Source organism: Marinimicrobium agarilyticum DSM 16975 (assembly GCF_000423345.1).
Taxonomy (GTDB): Bacteria; Pseudomonadota; Gammaproteobacteria; order Pseudomonadales; family Cellvibrionaceae; genus Marinimicrobium; species Marinimicrobium agarilyticum.
The window spans coordinates 53,923-73,862 of sequence record NZ_AUHU01000013.1 but is presented as its reverse complement, the minus strand read 5'-3'; the positions used below and the strand labels follow the sequence as shown (position 1 = coordinate 73,862).

Below are 19,940 nucleotides of genomic sequence, written 5' to 3'. Positions count from 1 at the left end.
CCGGACGATCGGCGCTGGCGCCGGTCGTCAGCCGTTGTTCAGATAACGCATCAGGGCATCGGGATGGTCGGTGAAAATGCCGTCCATTCCGGCGTCGATCAGCCGCCGCCAGTCGGTGGGGTGGTTGGCGGTGTAGACCCAGAGTTTCTTGCCGTTATCCCGGCAGGTTTGGATCAGCTCATCCCGCATGAAATCCATGCTGATATTGACGCTATAGGGCGACAGGGCATCGAGGCTCTGTTGAACGTCTAACGGGACGCCATACAGCAAAAGTCCACGACGCACGTCCGGCAATGCGTGCTGGACCTGTAACAGTTGTTGGTGATCAAAGCCCGAGATGACATAGGGCTCAAGGCTTTGCCCCGTGTCGCGGCTGTACGCCGTCAAAAGGTTTACCAGCGTCTGTGCACAGTCCAGCCCTTTCATTTCGATATTGAGCAAAGCGCGCTCACCCACCAGCTCCAGCACTTGGCGCAACCGGGGGATGGGTTCACCGTTGTTCAGCCGAAGTGCTTCTATCTGTTCGAGGCTGAGGTCGGTGATGACCTCGTGCCCGCCAATTTCCCGGCCCAGCCGGCGATCGTGCATGACCCACAGCTCGCCGTGACATTGCCAGACATCAATTTCAATGGCCGGCGTTCCAGCGGCAAGGCTGCGTCGAATGCCTTCCAGGCTGTTTTCCGGGCCGGGTCCACCCCGGTGAGCGATGCAGAGCATAAAATTTATCCTCTTGTGGAAGTCAGGAACGGGCGAGAGCCAGGGACTGATCCATCTGATTCAGCCGCTCCGGTGTGCCGATGTCGCTCCAGCGCCCCTGGTGCAGACGCCCCTCGATGCGGCCGTTGTCGATAGCGGGAAGTAGCGCTTCCAGTAGCGGAAAGGCAGCCCGGCGTTTTGGGTAGTCGGCAATAAGGGCGGGCCGCAACAGGCTGATACCGGCAAAGGTATAGCGCGGGGCGTCGTCGGCCCGGGTCAGGCAGTGCCTGGTGTTCAGTCCGAAATCCCCTTGAGGGTGAAATTCGGGGTTGGGCACCAATAGCAACCGGCCCAGAGTCTCCGCCTCGAGCGGCGGTTGGGCGAGGGCCTTGAAAGAATAGTCGGTCCAGACATCGCCGTTGATCATCAGAAAGGGCGCCTCGCCCAGTAGCGGCAACGCCCGGTGGATGGCGCCGCCGGTTTCGAGCGGTTCGGGCTCACGGGAATAGTGGATGGTCAGCCCGAAAGCGCTGCCGTCGCCAGCGAACTGTTCGATCCGCTCGCCCAGGTAGGCGGTGTTGATGATGACTTCGCGGATGCCGGCGGCGCCGAGCGCCTCCAGATGATATTGCAACAGCGGTTTGCGGCCCACCTTCAATAGCGGTTTGGGGGTGTGGTCGGTCAGGGGGCGCATGCGCTTGCCCAGCCCGGCGGCGAGGATCATGGCTTTCACGCCGCCGCTTCCCCCGCTTGCCGGTAGTCCTGATACCAACCCTGGGCTTGAGCCGCGGGCAGTACCCGGTGCTCGAACCAGTAGCGGAAGTCATTCAGCTCGGGGTACCGGCTGGTCACTTCCAGAATGTAGCGGATGACCAGCGGCAGGTACTCCAGGTACCCGGGTTTGTCATCGCGCAGGGCCAGACGGGAGAAGATGCCCAGCACCTTGATGTGGCGCTGCAGGCCCATCCAGTCGAACCATTTCAGAAACTGGCTTTCGGTCACGCCCTCGAGCAGGCCGATGCCGCAGGCCATGTTGCCGTAGCCCAGGGCCCACTGCTGAACCTGATCGGCTGGCCAGCGGATGTAGCAATCGCGTAACAGCGAGACCAGGTCGTAGGTGATGGGGCCCCAGACGGCGTCCTGGAAGTCCACGATGCTCATGCAGCCGTCGGGGCGTATCAGCAGGTTGCGAGAGTGGTAGTCCCGGTGCATGGTCACCTGAGGCTGTTCCAGAGCGCTCTGCTCCAGTTGTTCAAACAGCCCGGTCAGGGCCTGCCAGTCTTCCTCGGTTGCGGGTTGGCCCAACAGCTCGGTGAGAAACCACTCCGGGAACAGGTTCAGTTCGCGCCGCAAGAACGGCTGATCGAAGGGGGGGAAGAGGGCGGTTTTGGGGGTCTGCTGTAGTGCCAGCAGTTGCATCAGCGCTTCACCGTACAGCGCGGTGGCTGACTCGGGTTGCTGGCGCAGTGCCCGGTGCAGCAATCGGTCCCCGAAATCCTCGAGCAACAAAAAGCCGTTCTCGGGGTCTACAGAGGCCACTTTGGGAACCGCAATATGGTGATTGAGCAAATGCTGGGACAGTTCGGCGAACCGCTGGGCGCTCTCCCGCTCGGGAGGCGCATCCACCGCCAGCATCGACGGCTCGGTGTTGAGACGGTAGTAGCGGCGAAAGCCGGCATCGCCCGCCAGAGGCGTCAGCTCCAGAGCCTGGGGCGATCCGTCGGGGTGCAGCTCGGCCAGTTGAACTCTCGCCCAGGACTGCAAACTCTCTCGGCGGGCCGTGTGCTGGTCGGTCATGAGGTGTCCTCTTTATTGTGGCTCCACCTCGATTCTACCCCGGTTCGACCGGTAAAAGTCAAAAGCCGACGGCAATCGGAGGCGATTCATTCCATGGTGTGGCTTATTCAAGTAGAATTCTCCGCGTTTTCCCGCTCTCCGACACGACAGGCCCGAGACTCTCGATTTGATGGATCCCCTTGACCCCAATAACAGCCTGAACTCAGCACGCTTCGGGCGGCGCTGGCTTTGCTGTCTGGCGCTGGCCGTGAGCCCCCAGGTGCTGGCCGATGCGGCCTCGGAAGGCAAGCCGGGGGAGGCGCTCGACTGGGTGCCGGCCGAGGAACTGACAGAGGCCCAGCGCCAGGCATTGCCCGACGGCTGCTGTGGTGCCTATATCGCCCCGCCGCGGGACGCCGCCGATGCCAACCTGGCACCGGAGCAGGCGCCGGTGCGCGCCACAGCGGATCGCTCCGAAGCGCGTCGCCAGGACCACTACATCCTGGAGGGGGATGTCGAGCTGACCCAGGGCAACCGCAGCCTGCAGGCGGAGCGGGCCGAGTTGGACAATACCACCCGGGAGGCGGACATCAGCGGTAACATCCAGATTCGCGAACCGGGTTTGCTGCTGCGCGGCGAGCGGGCGCAGATGAATATGGATACCGGCAACGCCATCCTCAAGGATGCCCGCTTCGTACTCTACGAGACTCGCGTGCGGGGCAGGGCCGAACGCCTGACCAAGCTGGGTGATCGCTTCATTGGCCTGGATGACAGTGCCCTGACCACCTGTGAGCCGGGCGACTCGGCGTGGGTGCTCAAAGGCGAAGAGATCAACATCTACAGCGAAAAACACTACGGAACGGCCCGCCATGCCCGCATGGAGGTATTCCATGTGCCGGTGTTTTACACCCCCTATTTGCGCTTTCCCATCGGGGATCACCGCCAGACCGGCTTTCTCTTTCCCTCGCTCAGCGACAGCAGTCGCAACGGGGTCGAGTTTTCCCTGCCGTTTTACTGGAATATCGCCCCGAACCTGGATGCCACCATTACGGCCGAGCATATGGTCAAGCGCGGCACCCTGTGGGATCTGGAAACGCGTCACCTGTCGCGCCATTTTGAAACCCGCTTTACCGGCGGCTACCTGAATGAGGATGAGGGCCGGTACGACGGCACTCAGCGCGCGGTCGGGGAAACGGGCGAAGAGGAAGAAGGGCTCAACCCCTATTACGGCGAGGAACGCTGGCGCCTGCGGTTGGAGCAGGAAGGCGGCAGCAGCGAACGCTGGAGTACGGTCATTGACTATACCGACCTGAGCGACAACGATTACCTGCGTGACTTCAACAGCAGCGGCATGGACATTGACCGGACCGCCACCGTGGCAAAAATGGCGCGCGCGGGCTATCAGGGCGACAACTGGTTGCTGGGAATCAAAGCCGAGGAACTGCGGGCGCTGAGCACCGGCAAGTGGCCGCATCGGGAGTTGCCCCGCATTAACGCGGACGGCCGCTACCGCTGGGGCGACTGGGAGCTGCATCTGAACAACGAGTACGCCTACTTCGACGTCAACAACACCTACGCTGAAGAAAACCCGGAGCAGGTAGAACTGCTGCCTACCGGTGAGCGGTTCCGTACCGATTATGGTCTGACCTGGGACAAGGAGTGGATGTGGGGCTTCTTCAAGCCCAGCGCCATGGTCAAAACCCTGAGCTATCGTCTGGATGAAGACAACCTTCTGGAGGGGGCCGATCCGGAGCCCGCGCTGGTGGTCCCCCAGGGCGTTCTGGATATGGGGTTGTACTTCGAGCGCGATGGTCAGCTGTTCGGACGCGGCTTTCTGCAGACGCTGGAACCGCGCATTTTCTACTTTTACAGCGATTACGAAGACCACAGTGATCTCTTTGGCCTGACTGCACCCGGGTACCCGCTGCTGTTCGACACCAAGGCGCCGACCTTCCAATACAACCAGTTGTACCGGACCAGCCGCTTTACCGGGGGCGACCGTATTGACGACGCCAACCAGGTGTCGGTGGGGGTCACCAGCCGGTTTATCGATCCGCTCACCGGGGTCGAGCAGTTGAGCATGAGCCTGGGGCAGATTTTCTATTTCGCCGACCGGCGGGTGGGCCTGGCGACGCCGGACCTGGAGTTCGACCCCGAGGCGAACCCGGAAAAGGAGCTGCCCGAAGAGCTCTACGATCGCTCTGAACTGGCCGCTCAACTGAGCGCCCGCGTGGGTCAGCGGGTCAACTTCAACGCCAGTGCCACGTATAATCAGGTTGAAAGCCGCCTGGGTAGCGCCAACGCCAGCCTTCGGTATATCGACCCCTCGGACCGCATCGTGCACCTGGGCTATCGCTATACTCATCGCCCGCCCACGCCGGGGTTCGAGACGCCCACCGACGAGCAGGAGCGGGCCATGGACCAGGTGGATTTCGGCATCCACCTGCCGATTGCCGGCCAGTGGAGCTTCGTGGGCCGGGCGAACTATGACTTTACCTATGAGACGGAACTCGATACCTTCGTCGGACTCGAATACAACGACTGTTGTTACCGCGTTCGCCTGCTGGCCCGCCGCTGGTTGGATTTTGACTACACCCCCGACTTCCTTGAAACCGTGGACAGTGACGATTACGACCAGAGCATCATTTTTGACTTTCAATTCAAGGGGTTGGGCAGCGTGAACCGCAGTGTCAACGACCTGCTTGAAAAAGCCATTCCGGGCTATGGCACCCGGGACGGTTCACTCCAATAATCCGAGCCTATAACCAGAGATAGCTGACTTTTATGCATGCAAACCGAATAACTCGACGTCTTTTGACTCTCGCCTTGGCCCTCGTGCTGGCCAGCCCGCTGGCATGGTCGGAAACCGAAATGCTCGATCGTGTGGTCGCCATCGTGGGGGAGGACGTGGTGCTCGAAAGCGAGCTGGAGCAACGCCTGGCTTCTATCAAGGCGCGGATTCAACAGTCCGGAAGCAATCAACCCCTGCCGCCTGACGGTGTCTTGCGCGAGCAGGTACTGGACCAGTTGATTCTCGAGCGGCTGCAGATGGAAATGGGGCGGCGTTACGACATTAAAGTCTCCGAGCAACAACTGGAGCAGACCATTCAGCGGATTTTGCGCAACAACCAACTGACTGAAGCCGAGTTACGGGCGGACCTGGAAAGCCAGGGCCAGACGCTCGAAGGCTTTCGCGCGCAAATTCGGCGCGAACTGTGGGTGAATCAAATTCAGCAGGCGGTGGTCAACAGTCGTATCGAGGTCAACGAACAAGATATTGAAAGCTTTTTAGCCTCCACCGACGGCAAATTCGCCACCTCCCCCAACTATCGGTTGGGGCATATTCTGTTGTCTGTGCCCAGTGAGGCCAGTGAAACGGAAGTGGATGAAATCCGGGAGAAGGCTGAATCTATTCGCGAGCAACTGGTCGACGGTGCTGACTTCGAACAGATGGCGATTACCCACTCCAACGACTCCAATGCGCTGCAAGGCGGGGATTTGGGGTGGCGCAAACTGGCGCAGTTGCCCGAATTGTTTGCCGACGTGGTGGCGGACCTGGAAGAGGGCGATGTCTCCGAACCGGTTCGCAGCGGCGCGGGCTTCCATATCCTCAAAGTGCACGAAACCCGCAGCGAGACCGGCAACAGCATGGTTGAACAGACCAAGGCTCGCCACATTCTGATCAAGACGTCGGAAATCGTGGACGATGCAGCCGCCGAGCAGAAGCTCAGCGAGTTGCGCCAGCGCGCCCTTGACGGTGAAAGCTTCGCAGAACTGGCCCGTGAGCACTCGGAGGATATTGGCTCCATGCTCCAGGGCGGCGATCTGGGTTGGACCATGCCTGGGCAGATGGTGCCCGCCTTCGATGAAACCATGAATGAAACCGCCGTGGGTGAAATCAGCGAGCCGTTCAAAAGCCAATTCGGTTGGCACATTCTGATGGTGGAGGATCGTCGCCAGCAGGATATGAGCGAACAGGTGATTCGCAATCAGGCGGCGAATATGCTGCGCGAGCGCCGTTTTGACGAAGAACTGCAGACCTGGCTCGCGGAAATTCGTGAAGAAATTTACGTGGAAGAGAAGTTGTGACCGCAAGACGATTGGCACTGACCCCGGGTGAACCCGCCGGCATCGGCCCCGATCTGGCGGTTTTGCTCGCCCAAAGTGAACGCCCGGATGAAATAGTCGCCGTCGCCGACCCGGCGTTGCTTGAAGCCCGGGCCAAACAGCTCGGGTTGCCACTGAAATTACGTGAACTGGATGCTAACCAGCCACCCTCGCCGCAAAAAGCGGGCGAGCTGACCGTGGCCCCCGTTCCCTTGCGCAGCCCCGTTACCGCGGGCACGCTCAACCCCAGCAACAGCGCTTATGTGCTGCAGACCCTGGATTTCGCCATCGCCGGTTGTCAGTCGCAGACCTTTCATGCGCTGGTGACAGGGCCGGTTCACAAGGGCGTGATCAACGATGCGGGCATCGCCTTCAGTGGCCATACCGAATACCTGGCGGACAAAACCGGAACGCCCCGCGTGGTGATGATGCTGGCCACCAAGGGGTTGCGAGTCGCCCTGGCCACCACTCACATACCGCTCAAGGATGTGGCCGGCGCGCTCAATGAGACGCTGTTGACCGAGGTGCTCGATATCCTCCATGGGGATCTGCAGCGCGATTTCGGCATTCGGGAACCACGTATTCTCGTCTGCGGGTTGAACCCCCACGCGGGCGAGGGTGGCCACATGGGGCGCGAGGAACTGGATCTGATCGAGCCCGTGCTCGAAAAGCAGCGCGCCCGCGGTCAGAACCTGATCGGTCCGCTGCCCGCCGATACGCTTTTTACTCCCAAACATCTTGACCGGGCCGATGCGGTCCTGGCGATGTACCACGATCAGGGGTTGCCGGTGCTCAAATTCAAAGGGTTTGGCCGGGCGGTCAACGTTACCCTCGGCTTGCCGATTATCCGCACCTCGGTCGACCACGGAACCGCGCTCGACCTGGCGGGCACGGGCCGGATTGATGTGGGCAGCCTGCAGACGGCGCTGGATTATGCCCGGCAGATGGCCACGGCCCGTTACGGGATGGCCTCATGAGTCGTCCCGGTAACCATCTGGGCCCCCATAAAGCCCGCAAGCGTTTTGGTCAGAACTTTCTGGTGGACGGCAACGTCATTGATCGCATCGTTGCCTCCATTCACCCCCGCGATGGTGAGTGGGTCGTTGAAATTGGTCCCGGCAAAGGGGCGCTGACAGCGCGCCTGGCGGACAAGGTGGATCATCTGCGGGTGATCGAGCTGGACCGGGACCTGGTGCCCTGGCTTAAGGTGCAGTTCGAGCGGCACCCGGACTTCGCGCTTTTTCAAGCCGACGCCCTCAAGTTTGATTTCAGCCAACTGGCCCCCGAGGGCAAGCCGCTGCGCATCGTCGGCAACCTGCCCTACAATATTTCCACGCCGCTGATTTTCCACCTGCTGACCTATGCGGACCAAGTGAGCGACATGCACTTCATGCTGCAGAAGGAGGTGGTCAATCGCCTGGCGGCCGGCCCCGGTGAAAAAGCCTACGGCCGACTCGGCATCATGGTTCAATACGACTGTCAGGTAGAAGCGCTGTTTGAAGTGCCTCCGGGAGCTTTCGACCCCGCGCCCAAAGTGGACTCGGCCATCGTGCGATTGATTCCTCACACCCAGCGCCCCTTTGTCGCCAACAACCGTAAGACCCTGGAGCAATTGGTCAACGTGGCGTTTCAGCAACGACGCAAAACCCTGCGCAACGCGCTGAAAAATCTGGTGTTGCCCGAACAGTTGGACGAGCTGCCGGTGGATGCCGGCCTGCGGCCGGAAGCCCTGTCTCTGGAAGACTATGTCCGCCTGGCCAATGCGCTGGATGACTTGAATTCCTAGTCCGTGCCCCCACCTTAGGCGCATATTGCTTCCCCGATTCCGGCGGGCTTCCAGTCCGCCCCTCTGGAGTACACAGGCGCTATGACTCACGACATCCGGGTTTCCGTTAAACCCGCCTATATTGCACAGCAGTCGCAACCGGCCGAGCATCGGTTCGTTTATGCCTATACCATTACCATTGAGAATGGGGGCGACAGCGCGGCACAGTTGATTGGGCGCCACTGGGTGATTTGCGACGAGGCTGAAAAGAAACAGGAAATTCGCGGTATCGGCGTGGTGGGGGAGCAGCCCTACCTTCCCCCGGGCCAACAGTTCACCTATACCAGCGGTGTGATTCTCGATACCCAGACCGGTATCATGGAAGGCTCCTACCAAATGAAGGCGGACGATGGCAAACTGTTTGATGTCACCATTCCCGCGTTTGCGCTGGTACCGCCTCACGCCATTCACTAGTGAATGAACGCGCAGGGGAAACTGCATGAGCACATACGCCATCGGCGACATCCAAGGCTGCCTGGAGCCGTTGAAGCGGCTGCTGGATAAGGTCAACTTCGACCCCGCTGAAGACCGACTCTGGATAGCCGGTGATCTTATCAACCGCGGCCCGAGTTCGCAGGCGACGCTGAGCTTTCTGTATCAGATGCGCGACCGCCTGACGGTGGTGCTCGGCAATCACGACTTACACTTGATCGCCGTCGCCCGGGGCCATCGGGCGCCCAACAGCAAAGATACGCTGGAAGAGATTCTGGGCCACGAGAGTCACCCGGAATGGATTGAGTGGCTGCGGCACATGCCGCTGCTGCATCACGATGCGGACCTCGGCTATGTGATGAGCCATGCAGGTATTCCTCCGCAATGGCATCTTGAACGCGCCAAGGCCCATGCACGGGAAGTGGAAGCTGTTTTACAGAGCTCGCAGCTTGATGACTTTCTGTCGCAAATGTACGGCAATGAGCCGAGCGAGTGGAAGCACAAACTCTATGGCATGGAGCGGCTGCGCCTGATCACCAATTATTTTACCCGTATGCGGTTTTGCACCGCTGAGGGTCGGCTGGATCTGAACAACAAAGGTACCGTGGAGTCGGCGGACCCTGAGTTTGCTCCCTGGTTTGCCCATCCGAAACACAAATGCCGGGATCAGAAAATTATTTTCGGCCACTGGGCGGCGCTGGAAGGCAAGGCCGATGCAACCAATGTGTTCGCGTTGGATACCGGCTGTGTGTGGGGTGGCACCTTGACCGCGCTGCGCCTTGAAGACGAGCGTCGTTTTGAGTGCGACTGTGAATTATAGAATTGTGAACTGTGCACCATTTCTGCACAAAGCGTGTGACAAACTTCTTTCGTCCCATTAGAATGCGCCGCGCATATCGTTCGGTATGCTTTTCATTGGAATTCTGATGTAATCAAAGGAGCACACATGAAATTCAAATCCCTGGCATTGGCCACCGCTTTCGCTTTTTCTTCCGGCTTTGCCGTTGCAGACTATCAGTCTGAAATTGGCGCCGATTACACTGATGTTGAGGACGGTGACGGTGCGTTTGGGATGTACGGTGAGCTGCACTTCTCTCCCGTTCAAACCCGTAATCACCCTCTGGCGGAAGCGGCTTTTCTTGAGCGCTCCTCTAACGTTTTCGCACGTGGTGGGAACGATTTCGATCTTCTCACAGTCGGTGGCGAACTCTATGTTCCGGACACCATGTTTTACGTTAAGGCAGAAGTCGTTCGCGATGACCGCTTTGCCGACAGTGATACCACGGCCTATGCCACGCTCGGTTTGACGCCGATCGATGGACTGCGGGTAACCACTACCTTCAGTGACGATGGTTATGATGCCAACCTGAGCGCCAAATACGTGACCAGCCTCGGTGGCGGAAACTTCGTAAACTTCCAAGGCGAATACGCGGACGGCGACTTTGACGACTACCTCTCTCTGGGCGCTGACTTTTACTTCGATCGTACGTTCAGCGTGGGTGCCGCCTACGCGGACGATATGGGTAACGACGTATTCACTCTGCGTACCGAGAAGTTCTTCAACGAAGAAGTGAGCGGTAACCTGGCATTTACCGATACCGATTTCGGCAACGCCTTCACCATCGGCGCCGCGATCCGCTTCTAAGCGTAACGCTTGCCAGTGCTGAAAAACCCGGGCCTGTCCCGGGTTTTTTTGTGTCTGACAGTTGCGCTTGGTTCCACACCCCGTTAGATTCCCTGTACCAGGAACGACAGGGGGCGCCTGTGGACATCGAACTGCTCAGAACCTTTCTTGAAGTCTCACAGTCCCGTCACTTTGGGCGGGCGGCGGACAAGCTCTTCATTACCCCGGCGGCGGCCAGTGCGCGTATTCGGCAACTGGAGCAGAGCCTGGGGGTGAGCCTTTTCTATCGCACCCGAGGTAACAACCAACTGACGGCAGAGGGGGAGCGGCTATTGCCCCATGCCCACCAGTTGCTGGAAGCCTGGGAGCAGGCCCGCAAGGACCTGGTTCACCAGTCCCAGCCCGACCGGATGCTGAGCGTGGGCGCCACGCCGGGGCTGTGGCATTTCCGCCTGGCGGAGCTTGCCGGCCGCTTGCGCCGCGATTATCCCGACCTCAAAGTCCGCGCCGAGGCTTATCACCCTGACGAGCTGGTGGAGCGGTTGCTGGCGAACCAGCTGGATTTGGCGTTGCTCTGTGACCTGCCTGACTCGCCTGCGCTCAAGGCTCGCAAGATCGGCCAGATCAACCTGACGTTGCTGAACGCCCAGCCGGGCCGATCGCTGAAAGCGGCGCTATCGGAGGGCTATATATCCGTGGATTGGGGACCGGCTTTTACGCTGTTTCAGGCTCGGCGTCTGGGTGAGCAGGCGCCGGTGCTGCACACCAACCTGGCAAGTCTCGCGCTTGAACAGGTTCGCCGTGGGGCGGGCAGTGCCTATTTGCCGGCGGAGCTCCTGGAAGCCGACTGCCATGCGGTGGAGGGCGCGCCGGTGTTCCACCGGACGCTGTATGCGGTGTTTGTGGCTGAACGGGAGTTCAGCCCGGGGGTTCAGGGGGCTCTGGCAGTGCTGTCAAAGACGGAGGAGGACGGTGCCTCCTCCGGTGACGGGGTAGAGCGCTAGGCGTCCAGCTCCCACAGATCGTCGCACCCCAACTCTTCTTTCAGGCGACGGCGTTCCAACCGGTCCTCGATCTTGCGGCGCATATCCAGAATGTGTTGATTGGCTTCCTTCCCGCTCAGTTTCGGGGTCTGCTCTTCGTCGTTATCGGCCTCCGAGGGCAGCTCGACCAGAAAGTCGGTATCTTCATCCGAGTGATCAATAGTTACAGCCATGGACATCTCCAGCATAAGAAATGACAATGCACGAACGGGTGCGAACCGGGACGTCCCCTGAAGGACCTCCATTGAGCGCTATGTATCACAGGGGACGGGCCCGGCAAAGCAAAAAAAATTTGCCGTTATCCCAAAATTTTCTATGGTTAAAGAGTGAGTGCGAGGAACGGCGTGAGTAAACAGGACAAGACGGTCATCGGTTGGCGCGAATGGGTGCGGTTACCGGCCCTCGGGCAGGCGGTGATCAAGGCCAAGATTGACACCGGGGCACGCACCAGCGCCCTGCATGCCTACTTTGTGGAGCCTTTCGAACTGGAAGGGCGCACTTGGGTGCGTTTCGGGCTGCACCCGCGCCAGAAAGACACCAATGTGCAGATCGAGTGCGAGGCCCCGGTCATCGACCAGCGTCGGGTGACCGACTCCGGGGGCCATGCGGAAATGCGTTATGTGATCGCCACCACCCTGGTGCTGGGGGAGGAAGCCTTTGAGGCCGAAATCACACTTACCGATCGGGAAAACATGTTATTTCGTATGCTGTTGGGCCGGGGGGCGTTGAAACCCCGCTTCCTGGTGGACAGCGACCAGTCGTTTGTAATCGGTGGCACCAAGTTTCAGCCACCGGGAGAAACCTCTTAACGCTTGCCCGCAAATCATTGTAAGGACTCATTGGATACCCTATGAAAATTGCCATTCTGTCGCGCAACCGTCGGCTTTACTCTACCCGCCGGTTGGTTGAGGCCGCCGAGCAACGCGGCCACGAAGTCCATGTGCTCGACTTTCTCAAGTGCTATATGGATATTACCCCGTCCCACCCGAGTATCTGGTACAAGGGGACCAAGCTGGAAGGCTACGATGCGGTGATCCCCCGTATCGGTGCTTCGGTTACCCACTACGGGCTGGCGGTGATTCGCCAGTTTGAAATGATGGGGGTTTACTGCCTGACCGAGTCGGTCGCGCTGGGCCGCTCCCGGGACAAACTGCGGGCCATGCAGCTGTTCTCCCGCAAGGGGTTGGGCATGCCCAGTACCAGTTTCGCCTACCAGGTACACAACACCAAGGACCTGATCAAGCTGGTGGGCGGCGCCCCGCTGGTGGTCAAACTGTGTGAAGGCACTCAGGGGCGCGGCGTGGTTCTGGCGGAAACCGCCAAGGCCGCAGAAAGTGTGATCGAGGCCTTTCGGGAGCTGCGCGCCGAGTTCCTGGTGCAGGAGTTCATCAAAGAGGCCGGTGGTAGCGATATCCGGGCCCTGGTGATCGGTAGCAAGGTGGTCGCCGCCATGCAGCGCACGGCCATGGATGGGGAGTTCCGCTCCAACCTGCACCGTGGGGGCAGCGCCCAACTGATCAAGCTGACCCCGGCCGAGCGCCGTACCGCCGTCAAAGCCGCTCAGACCATGGGTCTGAACGTGGCCGGTGTCGATCTGTTGCGCTCCAGTCGCGGCCCACTATTGATGGAAGTGAATTCCTCTCCCGGGCTGGAGGGTATTGAGGGCGCGACTCAGAAGGACGTGGCGGGTTTTATCATCCAGTATGTGGAAGAGAATGCCAAACCCAACAAGACCCGCACCCGGGGTACAGGCTAGAGAGGCACCACTGTGACTGATGAGGTTGGGCCAGGCGAGGGCGCGAAAGTCCCTCCCGTGGCCAGCAAAAAGGCGCGGGAAAAGAATCGGACGCTGGAAATCGGCGGCGTCAAAATCGCTCCCGGGCAGAGCACCTCTGTCGATCTGCCCCTGGCCGCCATGTACACCCACTCGAATGTGGAGCTGACAGTCCACGTCATCAACGGACGCCGGCCCGGCCCCTGCCTGTTCGTCTGTGCGGCCATCCACGGGGACGAGCTCAACGGGGTGGACATCATTCGCCGCCTGCTGGACTACAAACAGCTCAATCAGCTGCGCGGTACGCTCCTGGCCATTCCGGTGGTGAACGTTCACGGCTTTCTCAACCAGTCCCGCTACCTGCCCGATGGCCGCGACCTGAACCGCAGCTTTCCCGGCAGTGAGCGCGGTTCGCTGGCCGGGCGAGTCGCAAGCACATTCGTTCGGGACATCCTCAAACACTGTACCCACGGTATTGATCTGCACACCGGCGCCCGCCATCGCAGCAACCTGCCCCAGATAAGAGCGGACCTGAGCCAGGAGGAAACCCGCAACCTGGCCATGCAGTTCGGCACCCCGGTGGTGCTGGACGCGAAACTGCGCGATGGCTCGCTCCGGGAAACCGCGGCGGACATGGGCATTCCTCTTCTGCTATATGAAGCCGGTGAGGCCCTGCGCTTTGACGAACTGTGCATTCGCGCCGGCGCCCGAGGCATTCTGAATGTCATGCGGGAGCTGAAAATGCTCCCGGCCCGCAAGCGCGCTCCGAAAGTGCACGAAGCGGTAATCGCCGATGACAGCCGCTGGGTGCGCGCGCCGCTGAGCGGTGTGATGCGCACACGCGCGCAACTGGGGGCGCGCGTGAAAAAAGGCGAGGTGCTCGGCATCATTGCCGACCCGTTGGGATTGAACGAGTCCCCGGTATTGGCGCCGGATGAAGCCATTGTGATTGGTTCAACGAACCTGCCGTTGGTTCACGAGGGCGAAGCGCTCTTTCACCTGGCCAGTTTCAAACGCCAGACGGGGCAGGTGGCCAACGAACTCCAGGGCTTCCACGAACGCTTCAGCAGCCAGGAAGAAGAGCCGTTCTTTATCGGTTGGGATGATTCTCTCGAGAACTAAAAGGGCGTGAATCGACTTCAGAGGGGACGGTGCCGGGTCGGGTTTTCTCAAACCCTCACTTCAGGGATGAAGTGAGGGAGCTACAGGGACGTATTCATCGCGTTTTGAGAAAACCCGACCCGGTAGCGGCCCCGGACTTTCTACGAAGTGAAAACAGATTCCACGAAGTGTGGTAAGAAAAATCAGGCGAGGGCATTAAGCTTGACGACATTGCCGTCAAACGAAAAATGCTTTCCCACAAAGCGACCTTCGAACTGTCGGGCGGTCAACGGTTTGGAAAACAGAAAGCCCTGACCCTGATCGCAGCCCTCATCGCACAACCAATCCGCCTGAGCTGGCTTTTCGACGCCTTCCGCGACCACCGCCAGCTGCATATTGTGCGCCAGGCCGATGATCGACTTCGCAATCGCCGCGTCGTTCGGGTCGCTCTGGATGTCGTGGATAAAACTGCTGTCGATCTTCAGCTTCTGAATCGGGAAGCGCTTCAGATACGCCAGAGACGAGTAACCGGTACCAAAATCATCGATCGCTAAAAACAGGCCCATCTGGTTGAGCTGTTTCAACTGATTGATCGTTTCACCGGCGTGCTCCATGGCGCAGCTCTCGGTGATTTCCAGCTCCAGGCACTCCGCCGGCAGGCCGGTGTCCCGCAAAATCGTCACCACCTTCTCGGGGAAGTTACGTTGGCGGAACTGACGGGGCGAAAGGTTCACCGCCATGCGGCCCACCTGTTTGCCCGAATCCAACCAGGCTTTCTGTTGCCGACAGGCTTCGCGCAATACCCACTCCCCGATCGGGGAAATCAGCCCGGTCTCTTCGGCCAGCGGAATAAAGTGTGCGGGCGATACCAGACCGCGCTCCGGGTGCTGCCAGCGCACCAGCGCTTCGATACCCATCAGCTCGCCGGTTCGCAGATCCACCTGCGGCTGGTAGTGGAGAATCAGCTGGTTCTGTTCCACCGCCCGGCGCAGGTCGTTTTCCAGCAGCAGGTAATTCACCGCCGTGGCGCTCATGCCCTTGGTGTAGAACTGGCAGTTGTTCTTGCCCGCTTCCTTCGCCTTGTACATGGCGATGTCTGCGTTCTTCAACAGTTCGTCGGTGTCGATGCCATCGTCCGGGTAGACGCTGACCCCGATACTGACGGTGGTGGTAATTTCATGGCCGGCGATTTCCAGCGGCCGGGCCAGGGTCACCAGCAGCTTGTTGGCGATGAAGACCACATCTTCCATGTCGTTCACGCCTTCGAGCACCACGACAAACTCGTCGCCACCGAGGCGCGCTACGGTATCCATATCCCGAACGCCTTCGTTCAGGCGCATGGCAATGGCCTTGAGCAGCAGGTCGCCGGAGTCGTGGCCGAGGGAGTCGTTGATGTTCTTGAACCGGTCGATATCCAGCAGCATCAGGGCCAGCTTGCTGTTACTGCGCTGTGCGCGGGCCAGGCCGTGGTAGATGCGATCGTAGAACAGGGAGCGGTTGGGCAGGGCGGTGAGCGAGTCGTGGAAGGCCATATAATTCAGGCGCGATTGCTGCTCTCGCAAGGCGTTTTCCGCCAGCTTGCGCTCGGAGATATCGGTGCAGATGGTACAGACGCCGAAGACATCCCCCTTGGGGTTGCGCAGCGGGAACTTCACCATCAGGTAGGTGTGCAGACTGCCGTCCTTGTGCATCAGCTCAAGTTCGGTCTCAAAGGTCTGTTGCTTGTTCTTGGTGGCCAGGTCGATGTCCCACAGAGCCTGGGCGATTTCCTTGGGGTAGACATCGAACACGTTCTTGCCCACAAAACCCTGTTCATCCACATTCTGAAGCTGCTTGTAGTGCTCGCTGGCGAGCACGACGTTGCCATCCAGGTCTTTGACCGAGATCAGGGCCGGGGAGTGATGCAGGATGGCGTGCAGGTAGGTTTCGCTGGCCCACAAGGCCTGTTCCGCCAGCCGGTAGCGCTCACTCTGCTCGTCGTGGCGCCACATCTCGATGATCTGACGGGCGAGCAGGCCACTGAAGGCCCAGACCGTATCCAACTCATGGATACTGGTTTCCAGTGCCGGCAAATCGTCCCGGCTTTCGAGGTAGAACGCGGCGATTGGCCGGTCGTGCTCAAAAATCGGGTACAGGTAGGCCGAACGCACGCCTTTGGGAACGATATCGTGGCCGATGCGGATAATGGCGGAGTGATCGAGCGCGATGGCGTGGCCTTCTTTGAAGACCCGGTCGATCTGGTTGTGGGGAAAGCCTTTGAGTTTGTGCAGAGCGGTGGCGAGGGTGTCGATTTCTGGCTGGCTGTGGGCGCCGACACGCCCGATGGATTCCACGAAGAGACGCCGGTCCCGCTCAATGATCAGAGCCACTCGGCTTACCGCGGGCTTGGCCATTACCAACTTAACCAGGCGCTCGGCAATCTGTTTGTGGTTCAGGTCGGTGAACAGTCTCTGGAACCGCTTGATCAGTTCAACCGCCGTCAGTTTCGTCTGCATAGTCGCCCAGTCTGGGTGGTCTTTGTGGCTAACATCAAACTCAGCCCTACATCAATATCTCCGGGCTGGTTTCAGCTCCTTGTACAAGGCGCTCTCACTCTCCTCGATGCCTACGCATGTTGCTTTTTGCGCCAGGCAGCGCCAATTTATTCGATTCTCCAGCGTTACGCAAGAATTCCCGATAGGCGTAACCCTAAGAGTGACCCAAACGACCTGGTGCTCAGGTTATTATTTTTCGTCATAAGAATTCCATCATAAGCTGGCACTGGCGCAAGAATCAAGGCCCAAGTGGCGGCTAAATTGGAGTGTTTACTTTATGAGCGCTCCCAGTGTCTCGATCAGACGGTTCATTTCCTCATCATTGCCGATGGTGATACGCAGAAAACCCTCGATTCGGGGCTTGTTGAAATACCGCACCAGAATGCGGGCCTCCCGCAGCTGCTGCGCCAGTTCGGCGGCGTCCACGCCCTCCGGGGGCCGGGCGAACAGAAAGTTGGCGGCGGAAGGCAGTACACGGAAACCCAATGCTGTCAGTTGCTCGTTGGTCCACTCCCGGGTCGCGATGATTTTGTCTCGGCACTGCTGGAAGTAAGCGTCATCTTCCAGTGCCACCACCGCGGCGGCCTCGGCCAGGCGATCCACCGGGTAGGAGTTGAAGGAGTTCTTGACCCGGTCCAGCGCGTCGATCAATTCCGGCGCCCCCAGGGCAAAGCCCAGGCGCAGCCCGGCCAGGGAGCGGGACTTGGAGAGTGTCTGGGTTACCAGCAGGTTGGGGTAGCGGTCCACCAACTGAGCGGCGCTCTCGGCCCCGAAGTCGACATAGGCTTCATCTACCAGGACCACGCTGTCGGTATTGCGCTTGAGCAGTGCTTCGATGTCCTCCAGCGGCAGCGCCCGCCCGGTGGGGGCGTTGGGGTTGGGGAAGATGATGCCACCGTTTTCTGTGGAGTACTGGTCGAGTTCGATACGAAGATCGTCAGTCAGCGGTAGCCGCTGAGCCTCAATGCCAAAGAGCTGGCAGTAGACGGGGTAGAAGCTGTAGGTAATGTCGGGGAACAGCAGGGGTTTGTTCTGCTTGAAGAAGGCCATGAAGGCGAAGGCCAGCACTTCGTCGGAGCCGTTGCCGACGAAGGTGTTTTCGGGTTTGAGCCGGTAGTAGTCGGCGATGGTCTGTTTGAGCCGGCTGGAGTTGGGGTCGGGGTAGAGCCGGAGTCTGTCGATGGCGTCGCCGCTGAGTACGTCATGCACTTTGGGCGAGGGCGGGTAGGGGCTTTCGTTGGTGTTGAGTTTGATCAGGCCATCGATTTTGGGCTGCTCACCGGGCACGTAGGGCTCCAGCTGACGAACCAGCTCACTCCAGTAACGCGACATAAAGACCTTCTTCAGCGTTGGATAAAAGCGTCATTATACATGAGGTGGCGCGCTTCGTAGGGCGGGGGATGGGCAAACGCGTAGGGCACGGTAAGGCGTCAGCCGCCACCTGCCACAAAAACTATAATGAGGCGATGGGGTGGATGGGTGGCAATGGTAGGTGGCGGCTACCGCCTTACCATACCCTACGCCTTGATTTGGTTGGGAGTGGATGGAGGTAAAAAGAACCTCGGAGGCGGAGAGCGGGTGTACCTATGGGAGACTCTCTGACGCCTACATGGATGTAGGTGTTAGAGCGACGCAGGAAGCCAAAGCCGAGGCATGGATGCCGATGAGAAGCCCCCATGGATGGGTTCACGGCGGGTCTCCCATAGGTACACCCGCTCTCCGCCGGACTTCAACGTCACTCCTCAACCCAACACCAAAACAAACAACCAAACCTCTATAATCCCCCGCAAGTCTGAATCAAAGGAGCGCCCCATGTTCGAACCCCTGCCCAAACTACCCAACGACCCCATCCTCGGGCTCAGCATCGCCTTTCGCGACGACCCCAACCCCGACAAAGTCGACCTGGGCGTGGGCGTCTACCGGGACGCCAGCGGCGTCACCCCCGTCATGGCCGCCGTCAGGGAAGCCGAAATTCAGCTTCAGATAAACGAAACCACCAAAGCCTACACACCGCCCGCCGGCTACCCCGGCGCCAACGAGGCGGTTCAGGCACTCGCGTTCGGAGAAGAGCACCCCGCGCGGCAACAGCAGCGCATCGCCACCGTCCAGACCCCCGGTGGCTGCGGCGCGCTGCGGCTTGCGGCCGAAGTCATTCAGCGGGCCAAGCATGGCGCCCGCGTCTGGGTCAGCACACCCACCTGGGCCAATCACGTACCGCTGCTCGGCAGCGCCGGTCTTGAACTCAAGGAGTACCCTTATTACGACTTCGAGCGCCACACCCTCGACTTCGACGCCATGATGGCCGCCCTCAACCAGGTGCCCGCGGGGGACTTGGTGCTGCTACACGCCTCCTGCCACAACCCCTGCGGCGCTGACCTCTCACCAGAGCAGTGGCGCCGGGTAACCGAGCTGGCGGCGGAACGTGGCTTTGTGCCGTTGATCGACATGGCTTACCAGGGCTTTGGGGAAGGGCTGGAGGAGGATGCCTACGGCCCCCGGTTGATGGCCGAGCAACTGCCGGAAGTGATTCTGGCTGTGTCTTTTTCCAAGAACTTCGGCTTGTATCGCGAGCGGGCCGGGGCGCTCGCCATTGTGGGCGCGGACGCGGCTCAAACGGAGGCCATCCAGTCCCAACTGCTGAGCGTGGCCCGTGGGCTTTACTCCATGCCGCCGGCCCATGGCAGTGCTCTGGTGGCCGGGATCTGGCAGTCGGAGGAGCTGCGTGGGCGCTGGAGGGATGAGCTTGCGCAAATGCGGGAGCGGATTCAGGCCCTGCGGCAGGCACTGGTGGAGTCCCTGGGCCGGGCGGTGCCGGGACGGGACTTCGGTTTTATCGCCCGTGAGCGGGGGATGTTTTCCTTCCTCGGGCTGAGCGAAGCAGAGGTGGCCCGGATGAAAGCCGACTACAGCATCTATATGACCGATAACAGTCGGATCAATGTCGCGGGCCTGAACCTCGATAAAATCGACTACCTAAGCGCCGCCATTGCCGAGGTGATCAAAGGTCGTGTCTAGTCGGTTGTTGAAA

General features: G+C 60.0%; 18 protein-coding genes. 12 read left to right on the top strand and 6 right to left on the bottom strand.

Features of this window, described 5'->3' with window-relative positions; genetic code table 11:
- Window positions 1-27: 27 nt before the first annotated feature.
- The 3 genes from G547_RS0113370 to G547_RS0113360 are packed head-to-tail and all read right to left on the bottom strand — an operon-like array spanning window position 28 to window position 2,493.
- Window positions 28-717, bottom strand: a complete 690-nt coding sequence (locus G547_RS0113370; protein WP_027330290.1) for a glycerophosphodiester phosphodiesterase — start codon at window positions 715-717, stop codon at window positions 28-30.
- 22 nt (window positions 718-739) lie between these two features.
- Window positions 740-1,420, bottom strand: coding sequence for an N-acetylmuramate alpha-1-phosphate uridylyltransferase MurU (gene murU, locus G547_RS0113365; RefSeq protein ID WP_342664694.1), 681 nt, complete (start codon window positions 1,418-1,420; stop codon window positions 740-742).
- A 5-nt stretch (window positions 1,421-1,425) separates the two neighbouring features.
- The gene (locus tag G547_RS0113360; RefSeq protein ID WP_027330288.1) at window positions 1,426-2,493 is read right to left on the bottom strand and encodes an aminoglycoside phosphotransferase family protein; all 1,068 of its coding nucleotides are present in this window, start codon (window positions 2,491-2,493) and stop codon (window positions 1,426-1,428) included.
- A 169-nt stretch (window positions 2,494-2,662) separates the two neighbouring features.
- Here G547_RS0113360 and G547_RS0113355 point away from each other — a divergent pair, with 169 nt between their 5' ends.
- From G547_RS0113355 to G547_RS21470, 8 genes are all read left to right on the top strand, one after another.
- Window positions 2,663-5,224 (top strand): LPS-assembly protein LptD, encoded by a 2,562-nt coding sequence (locus G547_RS0113355; protein WP_036188632.1) that lies wholly within the window; start codon window positions 2,663-2,665, stop codon window positions 5,222-5,224.
- Window positions 5,225-5,286: 62 nt separating this feature from the next.
- Window positions 5,287-6,561, top strand: a complete 1,275-nt coding sequence (locus G547_RS0113350) for a peptidylprolyl isomerase (RefSeq protein WP_245573484.1) — start codon at window positions 5,287-5,289, stop codon at window positions 6,559-6,561.
- Entirely contained in the window at window positions 6,558-7,556 is a 999-nt protein-coding gene (gene pdxA / locus G547_RS0113345) for a 4-hydroxythreonine-4-phosphate dehydrogenase PdxA (RefSeq protein WP_027330285.1), read from the top strand. Before G547_RS0113350 ends, pdxA begins: the two co-directional genes overlap by 4 nt.
- A complete protein-coding gene (gene rsmA / locus G547_RS0113340; RefSeq protein ID WP_027330284.1) occupies window positions 7,553-8,365 on the top strand; it encodes a 16S rRNA (adenine(1518)-N(6)/adenine(1519)-N(6))-dimethyltransferase RsmA in 813 nt (270 codons plus the stop codon). Before pdxA ends, rsmA begins: the two co-directional genes overlap by 4 nt.
- Before the next feature lie 81 nt (window positions 8,366-8,446).
- Entirely contained in the window at window positions 8,447-8,818 is a 372-nt protein-coding gene (gene apaG, locus G547_RS0113335; RefSeq protein WP_027330283.1) for a Co2+/Mg2+ efflux protein ApaG, read from the top strand.
- Window positions 8,819-8,843: 25 nt separating this feature from the next.
- The gene (locus G547_RS0113330; protein WP_027330282.1) at window positions 8,844-9,656 is read left to right on the top strand and encodes a symmetrical bis(5'-nucleosyl)-tetraphosphatase; all 813 of its coding nucleotides are present in this window, start codon (window positions 8,844-8,846) and stop codon (window positions 9,654-9,656) included.
- A gap of 126 nt (window positions 9,657-9,782) precedes the next feature.
- Window positions 9,783-10,481: a putative porin gene (locus tag G547_RS0113325; RefSeq protein ID WP_036188627.1), complete on the top strand. Its 699-nt coding sequence runs from the start codon at window positions 9,783-9,785 to the stop codon at window positions 10,479-10,481.
- Between the two features lie 119 nt (window positions 10,482-10,600).
- Window positions 10,601-11,464, top strand: a complete 864-nt coding sequence (locus tag G547_RS21470; RefSeq protein WP_051235443.1) for a LysR family transcriptional regulator — start codon at window positions 10,601-10,603, stop codon at window positions 11,462-11,464.
- Here G547_RS21470 and G547_RS0113315 read toward each other — a convergent pair.
- Complete coding sequence (locus G547_RS0113315; RefSeq protein WP_027330280.1) at window positions 11,461-11,676, bottom strand: PA3496 family putative envelope integrity protein; 216 nt, start codon at window positions 11,674-11,676, stop codon at window positions 11,461-11,463. The two genes, G547_RS21470 and G547_RS0113315, sit on opposite strands and share 4 nt — an antisense overlap.
- A gap of 171 nt (window positions 11,677-11,847) precedes the next feature.
- Between G547_RS0113315 and G547_RS0113310 the strand changes: the two genes are divergently transcribed.
- Genes G547_RS0113310 through G547_RS0113300 form a run of 3 tightly spaced genes read left to right on the top strand, consistent with a single transcriptional unit; the run spans window position 11,848 to window position 14,399 of the window.
- Window positions 11,848-12,312: an ATP-dependent zinc protease family protein gene (locus G547_RS0113310; protein WP_027330279.1), complete on the top strand. Its 465-nt coding sequence runs from the start codon at window positions 11,848-11,850 to the stop codon at window positions 12,310-12,312.
- A gap of 41 nt (window positions 12,313-12,353) precedes the next feature.
- Window positions 12,354-13,259: a 30S ribosomal protein S6--L-glutamate ligase gene (gene rimK, locus G547_RS0113305; RefSeq protein WP_027330278.1), complete on the top strand. Its 906-nt coding sequence runs from the start codon at window positions 12,354-12,356 to the stop codon at window positions 13,257-13,259.
- A gap of 12 nt (window positions 13,260-13,271) precedes the next feature.
- Window positions 13,272-14,399, top strand: coding sequence for a succinylglutamate desuccinylase/aspartoacylase family protein (locus G547_RS0113300; RefSeq protein ID WP_245573483.1), 1,128 nt, complete (start codon window positions 13,272-13,274; stop codon window positions 14,397-14,399).
- A gap of 182 nt (window positions 14,400-14,581) precedes the next feature.
- On the opposite strand, the gene G547_RS0113295 is transcribed toward G547_RS0113300, so the two are convergent.
- The gene (locus G547_RS0113295; RefSeq protein ID WP_027330276.1) at window positions 14,582-16,873 is read right to left on the bottom strand and encodes a putative bifunctional diguanylate cyclase/phosphodiesterase; all 2,292 of its coding nucleotides are present in this window, start codon (window positions 16,871-16,873) and stop codon (window positions 14,582-14,584) included.
- A 309-nt stretch (window positions 16,874-17,182) separates the two neighbouring features.
- On the bottom strand, window positions 17,183-18,244 hold the full coding sequence (gene hisC / locus G547_RS0113290; protein WP_027330275.1) for a histidinol-phosphate transaminase: 1,062 nt from the start codon (window positions 18,242-18,244) through the stop codon (window positions 17,183-17,185).
- A gap of 480 nt (window positions 18,245-18,724) precedes the next feature.
- Between hisC and G547_RS0113285 the strand changes: the two genes are divergently transcribed.
- Complete coding sequence (locus G547_RS0113285; protein WP_027330274.1) at window positions 18,725-19,927, top strand: amino acid aminotransferase; 1,203 nt, start codon at window positions 18,725-18,727, stop codon at window positions 19,925-19,927.
- Window positions 19,928-19,940 lie beyond the last annotated feature (13 nt).